Raw genomic sequence first — 9969 nt, 5'->3', positions numbered from 1 at the left:
GTCGTCGTGGTCGTCGTGCTGGGGGTCGGGTTCCTCGGTCAGCGGGTCGTCGGCCGCCTCGTCGTCGGCGTCCTCGGCGTCGTCGTCCCGGCGCGTCTCGCGGGATTGGAAGTCGACCATGGGGACGGGTTCGCGCGCCGACGGGAAAAGCGTGGACCCCACAGTTTTGGTGGGCGGCCGCGAGGGCTCGAACATGCAGGCTGTCAAGTTCGCGGAGCACGGCGGAACCGACGTCGTCGAGTACGGCGAAGTCCCCGACCCCGAGGTCGGCCGCGACGAGGTGCTCGTGGACGTGCGGGCGGGCGCGCTCAACCACCTCGACGTGTGGACGCGGCGCGGGATGCCGATGCTCGACCTCGACCTCCCTCACGTGCCGGGCAGCGACGCCGCTGGCGTCGTCGTCGAGACTGGCGCGGACGTCCGGCGGTTCGAAGAGGGCGACCACGTGGCGGTGTCCGCGGGCGTCTACTGCGGGGACTGCGAGTTCTGCCGGGACGGCGACTACCCGCTCTGCGAGTCGTTCCACATCATCGGCGAGCACGTCCCCGGCGTCCACAGCGAGTACGCGGCGGTCCCCGAGGACAACCTCGTCGCGGTGCCCGAGAACGTCGACTGGGAGACGGCGGCGGCCGCGCCGCTCGTGTTCCAGACGGCGTGGCGGATGCTCCACACGCGCGCCGACGTCGAGGCCGGCGAGTCGGTGCTTGTGCTCGGCGCGAGCGGCGGCGTCGGCCACGCGGCCGTCCAGATTGCTGCCCACGCGGGCGCCGAGGTGTACGCGACCGCGAGCAGCCCGGAGAAGCTCCGGTACGCCGAGGAGATCGGCGCCGACCACGCCATCGACTACACGGCGACCGACTTCGCCGACGAGGTCCGCGAGCTGACGGGCAAGCGCGGCGTCGACGTGGTGGTCGACCACGTCGGGGAGGCGACGTGGGACGACTCGCTGCGCTCGCTGGCGAAGGGCGGCCGGCTCGTGACCTGCGGCGCGACCTCGGGCGGCCGCCCGGAGACCCACGTCCAGCGGCTGTTCTGGAACCAGCTCTCCGTGCTCGGGTCGACGATGGCGACGCCCGGCGAGGTCGACGACGTGCTCGACCTCGTCTGGGACGGCACCTTCGACGTCCGGGTCCGGGACGTCCTCCCGATGAGCGAGACCGCCCGCGCCCACGAGATCCTGGAGAACCGGGAGGGCTTTGGGAAGGTAGTGGTAATCCCCGACAGCGAACGCTAATGGTGACCCACGACCCCCGCGAGGACCGCGACGACGCCGGCGGCATGAGCGAGCGCGCGCAGTGGCTCGTCGTCGCCGCGCTCGTCGTCTCCGGCGTGCTCGCGCCGCTGTACCTCTACGTCGTCGGCCCCGGGAGCTTCGGGCTCGGCTTCCGGGACACGTACCTCGCGGTGCCGATGGTGCCCGCGGCGCTGCTGGGCGCCGTCGGCGTCTGGACCGCCGTCCGCGGTCGGTAGTTCTCAGTCGGCGAGCGAGACGGCCAGCGGCTCGAAGCGCTCGCGGTCCACGTCCACGCGTCCAGAATCGGCGGCCGCGCGGCCAGCGACGCGAGCACGTAGACGTAGCCCGGCCACGACGCCTGTTCGCGGTCGGTGTCGCTCAGTTTCGCGGGGCCGGCGGGGTGGGAGTGGTAGAAGCCGACGACCTCGCGGCCGGTCGCCTCGGCCTCGTCGAAGACGCGAGCGTCGCCTCCGGGTCGAGTTCGTAGGTGATGCGGGGCGCGTCCGCGACGTTCGGCACGCGCCGCACCGCCTCCGCGACGACGCGGTCGCCGTCCCGCCGCCCGAGCAAGGCGCCGCAGGCTCCCGGGGCGCGTCCGCTCGCGCGTGGTCGAGGACGGCGTCGTAGGCGGCGCGGCCGAGTTCGAGCACGGCGGTACTTCGTGGTCGAGCGGGAAAAAGCCGCCCGCCGGTGCTACTCTCGGGTGCCGTCCGGCGCGGGGTCGGCGTCGCCCTCGAAGTCTCGCCGCATCGCGATCTCGAACCACGGGCAGAAGCGGAGCTGGCGGTAGTACCGCGGGTTCTCGTAGAGGTCCTCGTAGTCCGCCCAGAGTACGCCGCCGACCTCGTCGGGGTCGGGGTCGAGGCTGGTGTCCGAGAGCGTCGCCACGAGCACCGCGCAGACCTCCCACTCGAGGCCCTCGTCGAGGTAGTGACGCTTGTACTCGAAGCGGTCGGTGACCTCGAGGTCGTCGTACTGGTCGGGCGTGACGCCGAGTTCCTCCTCGAGGCGCTCGCGGGTGGCCTCCTTCTGGCTCTGACCCTCGACGGGGTGGCTGGCGACGGTGCCGTCCCAGTGGGTGTCCCAGAGGCGCTTGCGGGCGGCGCGCTGTGCGAGCAGCACGCGGCCGTCCTCGTCGAACAGCACGCAGGTGAACGCGCGGTGGCGGACGCCGTCGCCGGTGTGGGCGTCGAGGCGGTTCGCGAGCCCTTCCTTCTCGTCGTAGGCGTCGACGGCGACGACGTCCTGTTCGGCGTTCTCCGCGGTCTCGTCGGTGCGCGCGGACTGGACGGGCGCGTCGGGCCCTGAGTCGCTCATGGCGTCAACGACGGGGACGTGGGTAAATAGCGCTTCGACTCGCCGCAGTCAGCCGAGCTTCTCGTCGAGGATGAGCCGGGTCTTCGTGGAGACGACCTCCTCCTGTTCGCGGGCCTTCGAGACGAGCTCGTTGACGCCGCCGGTGTCCGTGGCGTCGACGACGAGCACGATGTCGTCCTCGCCGGAGACCTGCCAGACGAAGTCGACGGGCTCCCAGTCGACCATGCGGTCGCCGACCTCGTGGGTGTCGACGTCCATCGCGACCCCGATCTCGATCATCGCCTTCACGTTGCCCGTGGAGGTGGCGACGGTGAACCGCTCGATGACGCCCTCCTCGAGGAGGCTGTCGACGCGGTTGCGGACGGTGCCCTCGCTGACGCCGATGTCGTCGGCGATCTCCGTGTAGGGGGTGCGGGCGTCCCGCCGCAGCGCGTCGAGGATGCGCCGGTCGATGTCGTCCATGCCCCAGCGTTGGTCTCCCGGACAAAAAGAATTTCGAATTTCGTAACTTCACTACGAAAGCAAGATTTATACTCCGGGGCTGCGTTTGAATCTCGTAATGTCGGACGCCTACCTCGCGTTAGAGACCGGCGACGTGGTCGAAGCCAACGCCCGCTCCCCCGGGCAGGCGCGAGGCGAACTCGTGTTCACGACCGCCTACACCGGATACGAGGAGAGCCTCACAGACCCGTCCTACGAGGCCCAAGTGCTCACGTTCGCGTACCCCCTCATCGGGAACTACGGCGTCCGAGACGAACGCTTCGAGTCCGACCGCGTCCACCCCAGCGCCGTCGTCGCCCGCGAGCTCACCGACGACGTCGCCGAGTGGCTCCAGTCCGAGGGCGTTCCCGCCGTCGACGGCCTCGACACCCGCGACCTCGTCCTCGACATCCGCGAGGGCGGCGCGATGAAGGTCGGCATCGCCGCCGGCCCCGACGCCACCCCCGAGGACGCGAAGGCCCAGCTCGCGGACTGCCCGCACATGAGCGACATCACGGACATCGGCAGCCGCGTCAGCGTCGACGAGCCCGAAGTCCACGGCGACGGCGACGTCGACGTGGCGCTCGTCGACTGCGGCGCGAAGGGCTCCATCGTCTCCTCGCTCGTCGAACGCGGCGCCACCGTCCACGTCCTCCCCTACGACACCACGCCCGCGGAACTCGCGGCCGTCGACCCGGACGTCCTGTTCGTCTCGAACGGCCCCGGCGACCCCGCGAACTTCGAGGCCGCCGAACGCCTCGTCGACGAGTTCGTCGGCGACCTCCCGGTCGCGGGCATCTGCCTCGGCCAGCAGGTCGTCGCCCGCGCGCTCGGCGGCACCACCGAGAAGATGGACTTCGGCCACCGCGGCGTCAACCAGCCCGTGCTGGACTACGACTCCGGGCGCGTCGTGATGACCACGCAGAACCACGGCTACACGGTCGCCGAACCCGGCGACCTCGACGTCACGCAGGTCAACGTCAACGACGACACCCCCGAGGGGCTGGACTCCGAGGAACTGGGCGTCATCACGCGCCAGTACCACCCCGAAGCCAACCCCGGCCCGCACGACAGCCTCGACTTCTTCGACGACGTGCTCGCGCTCGCGACGGACCGCACGACCGTCACCGCGGACTAACCTAGCTGGATCTCTTCGTCGGCCAGTCCGCGCAGTTTCGTCATCGACGCTTCGCCGAGCACCCCGTCCGCGGTCGCCAGCACGCCGCGGGCGTTCCGCCCGCGAACCGCGCCCGCGAGCGCGTCCAGCAGCCGGAACAGCCGCTCGCCGGAGACGTACATCGACAGCACGCCGACGCTGTCGACGACCACCCAGCCCTCGTCGGGTTTCACGTGCTCGAAGGCCTTCGAGAACTGGATGCTCACGCCCGTCAGGTCGCTCGGCGCGACGCGCTCGGTCACCCACAGCGGGCCGTCGTAGTCGATTTCGGTGCCCGTGACGGGGACGACGCCGACGCACTCCGGGTCGCCGCCGCGGGCCGCGATGGACTCCTCCAGCCGCTCGAGGTGGCCGTCCGTGGTCACCAGCAGGAGGTTCCCGAACGCGGACGCCGGGAGCGCGTCCACGAGCCGGCGGCCGCTCGGCTGCACGCAGAGCGCGACCTCGCCGGGCGCGGCTCGACCCGCCGGCCGCGCGCCTCAGGAGTCACGCTCGAACCCCCCGGTGAACTCGCTGGCGTCGACCTCCACGCCGTCGCGTCCGAAGTGGACGAACTCGCGGGCGAACCGCCACGTCGCCGCGACGCTCACCACGCCGCTGGCCGCGTACGCGACGTACGCCGCGACCTCCACGAGCGCGCCGGCGGCCGTGACGTCGACGACCAGCTCCAGCACCGACCCCACCGTCAGGCAGCCGAGCGCCGCCACGAGCAGGAGGACGCCGCCGCGGTAGAGGACGTTCCGCGAGTACGCCACGACGGGGTAGGTGAATCCCGCGCACAGCGCCACGAGCGCGGCGACCTCCGCGAGCCACACCAGCAGCGTCACCGGCCGACCACCCGCCGTTCCGTGAACAGCGCCACGAACCGCCAGCAACACACCGCGATGGCGCCGATCGCGACCGCCCACATCGCGACCGCGACCCGTCCGCCGTCCGCGGGCGTCGCGGGGTGGAGCGTCACGCCCGTCGACACCGTCATCGCGGCGAAGACGACCGGCAGCGGCGCGAGCGCGCGCCCCCACTCGGTCCCGCGGAACCCGACCGCCGCGATGGACGCGAACGTGCACGCGACGGTGGTCGCGGCGAACGTGAGGACGTTCAGGGCGACGGTGACGTTCGTCGCCCACGTCGGTAGCGCCATGATGGAGCGAGAGTTGACTACCCGGTCACTAAGCAGTTTGGGCGCCGACGGAAGCTATAAATCCGGCCGATCCGAAGGCGAAACTAATGTCGGAGTCGGTGTTCTCGGCGAACCGGTTCACGTTCCGCGAGTGGCACGCCGGCGTGCTCGGCGCGTGCGTCGGCGCCGTCGCCGGCTACCTCCACGCGATCGAGTACACGACCCTCGGCGCCGCGCTCGCGGTCGTGTTCGTCGCCGCGGCGCTCGGCCTCCGGCGCTACGGGAGCGTCGCCGGCCGCACCGTCCGCCGGGAGCGTGGTACGCTCTCGCCGCGTTCGTCGCCGTCGGCGCCGCCGTGCTGGCGGTCGCCTAACCCCACTGCTCGTCGCGAATCGGGCGCTCGCTGACCGGCAGCACGTCGAGGTCGTCGGCGTGGTGGGCGACGCCCTCCAGCGTCGCCTCCGCGCTCTCGACCGTCGAGAGGTACGGCACCTCCTCCTCGACCGCTGTCTCGAGCGCGTCGCGGTCGTCCGAGATCACGAAGTCGACGTCGCCGCGGCGAATCGCCTCCGAGAGGTCGTCGAACGTCTGGACGTCGAAGTACTCCTCGAAGCCGCTGACCGGGAGGTCGACGACCGCGGTCCCCCCGATTTCGGGGTCGTTGCCCGCGGCGCGCTGGGCCTTCCAGTACGCCAGCCCGGGGTCGGCGGCGGTGCCCATCACTTCGCCCGTGGACTTCATCTCCGGGCCGAGCCGGGGGTCCGAGCCCGGCAGGCGGTCGAACGGCAGCACGACCTCCTTGACGCTGTACTGCTCGGGGACGCCCTCGTCGACGTCGAGGTCGGAAAGCGAGAAGTCGGCCATCACCTTCGCCGCGAGCTTAGCGATGGGGACGCCGGTCGCCTTCGAGACGAACGGCACCGTCCGCGAGGACCGCGGGTTCGCCTCGAGGACGTACACCTCGCCGTCCTGCACGGCGAGCTGGACGTTCAGCAGGCCCACCGTGTCGAGGGCGGTGGCGATGTCCTCGGTGACCTCGCGCACGCGGCTCATCGTGTCCTCGGACAGCGAGCGCGGCGGAATCACGCACGCGGAGTCGCCGGAGTGGACGCCCGCGGTCTCGACGTGCTCCATCACGCCGCCGATGAGGACGTCCTCGCCGTCCGCGACGGCGTCGACGTCGAGCTCGACGGCGTCCGCGAGGAACTCGTCGACGAGGATGGGTTTGTCCGGGCTCACGCGGACGGCCTCCTCCATGTAGTGTTTGAGCTCCTCGTCGCTGTGGACGACGTCCATCGCGCGTCCGCCGAGCACGTAGCTCGGGCGGACGAGCACCGGGTAGCCGATGTCGTGGGCGAGCTCGAGGGCCTCGGCCTCGCTGGTCGCGGAGCCGCCGTCCGGCTGGCTGATACCGAGGTCGTCCATCAGGGCGTTGAACCGGTCGCGGTCCTCCGCGAGGTCCATCGCCTCCACGCCCGTCCCGAGAATTTCGGCGTCGAGGCCGCGGCGCTCGATCTCGTCCTCGAGCGGCTCCGCGACGTTCACCGAGGTCTGGCCGCCGAACTGCACCATCACGCCGTCGGCGTCCGTCGCCTCCACGACGTCGGCGACCTCCTCGGCCGTGATGGGCTCGAAGAACAGGCCGTCGCTGGTGTCGTAGTCCGTCGAGACGGTCTCGGGGTTGTTGTTCACGACGTGGGCCTCGACGCCGGCCTCGCGGAGCGCGCGCACCGCGTGCACCGAACAGTAGTCGAACTCCACGCCCTGCCCGATGCGGATGGGGCCGCCGCCGACGACGACCACCGAGTCGACGTCGAGGTCGACGCGGAGCTCGCCCGAGGCGGCGTCGCCCTTCAGCGGGCCGCTGAACCACTCGGGGCGCCGCGTCGAGTAGTAGTACGGCGTCTGCGCGGCGAACTCGCCGGCGCACGTGTCCACCTGCTTGTACGAGCGACCGGGCACCGACTCCTCGACGTCCGTGACGCTGGCGCCAGCGCCGTCCGGCGCGAGCTCGTCCTCGGCGTCGTCGGCGTCGGCGGGCAGCCACGACGCGTTCGCGTCGTCGAACTCCCCGCCCGCGATGGCGCTGATCTCGTGGTTCGTGAAGCCCTTCGACGCGGCCGCCGTGAAGTCGCCCTCGCTGGCGGCCGCGGCCGCTTCCGCGACGTTCTGGAAGCGCTCCAGGTACCACTCGCGGAAGTTCGTGAGCTCGTTGACCTCGGCGACGCTGTACCCGCGGTCGAACGCCTCGAAGACCGCGTACGGGCGGTCCGGGGACGGCGTCTCGAGGTAGTCCGCCTCGAGTTCGTCGTCGCCGACGGCCGTCCAGTCGACGTCCGGGTCGTACTCCGAGGAGCGCAGCGCCTTCAGCAGGCTCTCCTCGAACGTGCGCCCGATGGCCATCGCCTCCCCCGTGGACTTCATCGCCGTGCCGAGCGTGAAGTCCACGTCCGGGAACTTGTCCTTGGGCCACCGCGGCACCTTCGTCACGACGTAGTCGATTGCCGGCTCGAAGGCCGCGGTGGTCTCGCCGGTGATCTCGTTCTCGATCTCGTGGAGGCGCTTGCCGAGCGCGACCTTCGCGGTCACCCGCGCGATGGGGTAGCCGGTCGCCTTCGACGCGAGCGCCGACGAGCGCGAGACGCGGGGGTTGACCTCGACGACGCGGTACTCGCCGCCGGGCGTGCCGTCGTCGCGCCACGCGAACTGGATGTTACAGCCGCCCTGAATCCCGAGGTCGCGGATGACCTCGAGGGCCACGTCGCGCATCTCCTGGTGGCCGTCGTCCGGGATGACCTGACTCGGCGTGACGACGGTGGACTCGCCCGTGTGGATGCCCATCGGGTCGATGTTCTCCATGTTGCAGATGATGATACAGGAGTCGTCGGCGTCCCGCATCACCTCGTACTCGAGTTCCACCCAGCCCTCGATGGACTCGGTGACGAGCACCTCGTCGTTCCGCGAGAGCCGCAGGCCCTTCCGCACGCGGGCGACGAGCTCGTCCATGTCGTCGACGACGCCGGAGCCGCTCCCGCCGAGCGTGTACGTCGTGCGCGCGATGACCGGCAGCCCGCCGACCTCCGCGGCGGCGGCCTCGACGCGGTCGCGGAACGCCTCCTCGTCGAAGTCCTCGACGGACTCGTCGTCGTCCAGCGCGATGGTCGTCGACGCCGGCACGGGCTCGCCGAGGTCCTCCATGCGCTGGCGGAACAGGTCGCGGTCCTCGGTCGCGTAGATGGTGTCCAGCGGCGTCCCCATGATGTCGACGTCGTACTCGTCGAGGACGCCTTCCTCGGCGAGCTCCGCGGTGACGTTCAGGCCGGTCTGGCCGCCAAGCCCCGCGATGACGCCGTCGGGGTCCTCTGCCGCGATGACCTCCGCGATGGCGTCGGTCGTGATGGGCTCGATGTAGACCGCGTCGGCCATCTCGGGGTCGGTCATGATGGTCGCCGGGTTGGAGTTGACGAGCACGACTCGCACCCCCTCCTCCTGGAGCGCGCGACAGGCCTGCGCGCCGGAGTAGTCGAACTCAGCCGCTTGTCCGATCTGGATGGGGCCGCTCCCGATGAGCAGTACCGTGCGGTCGTCGTGCTCGCTCATTCTACTCGTGGGGAGTTCGCCCATCGTAATAAGCTCCGCGGAATGCACAGAAGTTCGAAGTCGAATTACGAAAATCGAAACACGTCGGGCGTGGCCGCGACACGACCGGCTGAACGGCGCTGCGCGACACACGCGGCCGAACCCGTCGCCCTCACCGAACCCCTGTCTCCTGTTATCGTACTGCTCACGCCGGCGTGTCGTACTCGTCGTCGAAGTCCCGCTGCGCGCGGTACGCGTCCACGAACTCGCTCACGTCGAACTCCTCCATCTGCTGTTCGAACTCGCTCTCCGTGCCGCTGTCGTCGGCGTGGCTCACCGCGTGGTCCATCAGCTCCACGACCAGTTCCACGACGACCTCGTGGAGCTCCCGGGCGTCGAGGTCCGTCACCCACAGCAGCGCGTACCCCACGCTCCCGTTCTCGCTCTCGTCGACCGCCACGATGTCCTCCGGGAGCTGCTCCATCACCGCGCCCATCAGGTGCGGCGTCCCGAACTCCTCGAACTCGTCGTCGGGCGCCGGCGTCACCGCCTCCTTCAGCACCCCCACGATGTCCTCCGGCACGAACCGCGACGGCGGATGCATGTCCATCACCACCGCGTGCGTCTCCCCGCACGAACAGTCGTACTCCCGCATCCCCAGGTCGAAGTCCTTCACGTGGGCCTGCTCCCCGCACGGGAGGTCCACCCACGCGTCGTCGTCCTCGGCGCCCGGCACCCGCGGCTCGGTCATTACCACGCCGTTGGCCCGCCGACCGGTTAAGCCCCGCGAACGCCGCCGCCCAGTTGACTGGTCGCTCTCCGCGCCCGGGACGGAGTCGATGAGGACGCCCGGAAAGCCCCGGCTGCCGGCTGGTCGGTGAGCGTTCCCTGCGTTCGGGCCGAATCTTCTTTGCGCGGGTCCGTGTCCGTTGGCCCATGGCCGCCATCGAACTCCGCGACCTCACCAAGCGGTACGGGGACCTCGTCGCCGTCGACGACGTCTCCTTCGAGGTCGACGCCGGCGAGGTGTTCGGGTTCCTCGGGCCGAACGGCGCCGGCAAG

The 9969-nt window shown here is 70.6% G+C and carries 11 protein-coding genes and 2 pseudogenes; 5 read left to right on the top strand and 8 right to left on the bottom strand.

The genetic code is table 11. The features are described 5' to 3' along the window. Window positions 1–193: 193 nt before the first annotated feature. Together GJ634_RS11990 and GJ634_RS16185 are read left to right on the top strand one after the other, a co-directional pair. The gene (locus tag GJ634_RS11990) at window positions 194–1234 is read left to right on the top strand and encodes a zinc-binding dehydrogenase (protein ID WP_157502987.1); all 1041 of its coding nucleotides are present in this window, start codon (window positions 194–196) and stop codon (window positions 1232–1234) included. After that, window positions 1234–1470: a hypothetical protein gene (locus tag GJ634_RS16185; protein ID WP_157502986.1), complete on the top strand. Its 237-nt coding sequence runs from the start codon at window positions 1234–1236 to the stop codon at window positions 1468–1470. The genes GJ634_RS11990 and GJ634_RS16185 overlap by 1 nt, the downstream gene beginning before the upstream one ends. A gap of 113 nt (window positions 1471–1583) precedes the next feature. On the opposite strand, the pseudogene GJ634_RS16715 reads toward GJ634_RS16185, so the two are convergent. From GJ634_RS16715 to GJ634_RS11970, 3 genes and pseudogenes are all read right to left on the bottom strand, one after another. Further along, window positions 1584–2000 (bottom strand): annotated as a pseudogene (locus GJ634_RS16715) (Mov34/MPN/PAD-1 family protein); the annotation flags it as partial. Next, window positions 1928–2551, bottom strand: coding sequence for an isopentenyl-diphosphate Delta-isomerase (gene idi / locus GJ634_RS11975; RefSeq protein WP_157502985.1), 624 nt, complete (start codon window positions 2549–2551; stop codon window positions 1928–1930). The gene idi and the pseudogene GJ634_RS16715, both read right to left, overlap by 73 nt. A gap of 48 nt (window positions 2552–2599) precedes the next feature. Then, window positions 2600–3013: an Lrp/AsnC family transcriptional regulator gene (locus GJ634_RS11970; RefSeq protein WP_157502984.1), complete on the bottom strand. Its 414-nt coding sequence runs from the start codon at window positions 3011–3013 to the stop codon at window positions 2600–2602. 97 nt (window positions 3014–3110) lie between these two features. Here GJ634_RS11970 and carA point away from each other — a divergent pair, with 97 nt between their 5' ends. Then, a complete protein-coding gene (gene carA, locus GJ634_RS11965) occupies window positions 3111–4169 on the top strand; it encodes a glutamine-hydrolyzing carbamoyl-phosphate synthase small subunit (protein WP_157502983.1) in 1059 nt (352 codons plus the stop codon). Here the strand turns inward: carA and GJ634_RS11960 are convergent. The 3 genes from GJ634_RS11960 to GJ634_RS11950 are packed head-to-tail and all read right to left on the bottom strand — an operon-like array spanning window position 4166 to window position 5349. Beyond that, the gene (locus tag GJ634_RS11960) at window positions 4166–4639 is read right to left on the bottom strand and encodes a hypothetical protein (protein ID WP_157502982.1); all 474 of its coding nucleotides are present in this window, start codon (window positions 4637–4639) and stop codon (window positions 4166–4168) included. The two genes, carA and GJ634_RS11960, sit on opposite strands and share 4 nt — an antisense overlap. Before the next feature lie 48 nt (window positions 4640–4687). Continuing rightward, the gene (locus GJ634_RS11955; protein WP_157502981.1) at window positions 4688–5035 is read right to left on the bottom strand and encodes a hypothetical protein; all 348 of its coding nucleotides are present in this window, start codon (window positions 5033–5035) and stop codon (window positions 4688–4690) included. Next, entirely contained in the window at window positions 5032–5349 is a 318-nt protein-coding gene (locus GJ634_RS11950; protein ID WP_157502980.1) for a hypothetical protein, read from the bottom strand. Before GJ634_RS11950 ends, GJ634_RS11955 begins: the two co-directional genes overlap by 4 nt. A gap of 86 nt (window positions 5350–5435) precedes the next feature. Here GJ634_RS11950 and GJ634_RS11945 point away from each other — a divergent pair, with 86 nt between their 5' ends. Further along, complete coding sequence (locus GJ634_RS11945; protein ID WP_157502979.1) at window positions 5436–5735, top strand: hypothetical protein; 300 nt, start codon at window positions 5436–5438, stop codon at window positions 5733–5735. Here the strand turns inward: GJ634_RS11945 and carB are convergent. After that, the gene (carB, locus tag GJ634_RS11940) at window positions 5698–8928 is read right to left on the bottom strand and encodes a carbamoyl-phosphate synthase large subunit (protein ID WP_197425510.1); all 3231 of its coding nucleotides are present in this window, start codon (window positions 8926–8928) and stop codon (window positions 5698–5700) included. The genes GJ634_RS11945 and carB overlap by 38 nt on opposite strands. A 184-nt stretch (window positions 8929–9112) precedes the next feature. Then, complete coding sequence (locus GJ634_RS11935) at window positions 9113–9658, bottom strand: DUF5815 family protein (protein ID WP_157502977.1); 546 nt, start codon at window positions 9656–9658, stop codon at window positions 9113–9115. A gap of 185 nt (window positions 9659–9843) precedes the next feature. Here GJ634_RS11935 and GJ634_RS11930 point away from each other — a divergent pair. Then, a pseudogene (locus GJ634_RS11930) lies at window positions 9844–9969 on the top strand (ABC transporter ATP-binding protein); the annotation flags it as partial.

The organism is Halobacterium sp. CBA1126 (genome assembly GCF_009741975.1).
Lineage (GTDB): Archaea > Halobacteriota > Halobacteria > Halobacteriales > Halobacteriaceae > Halobacterium.
This window is presented reverse-complemented; position numbering and strand designations above follow the sequence as displayed.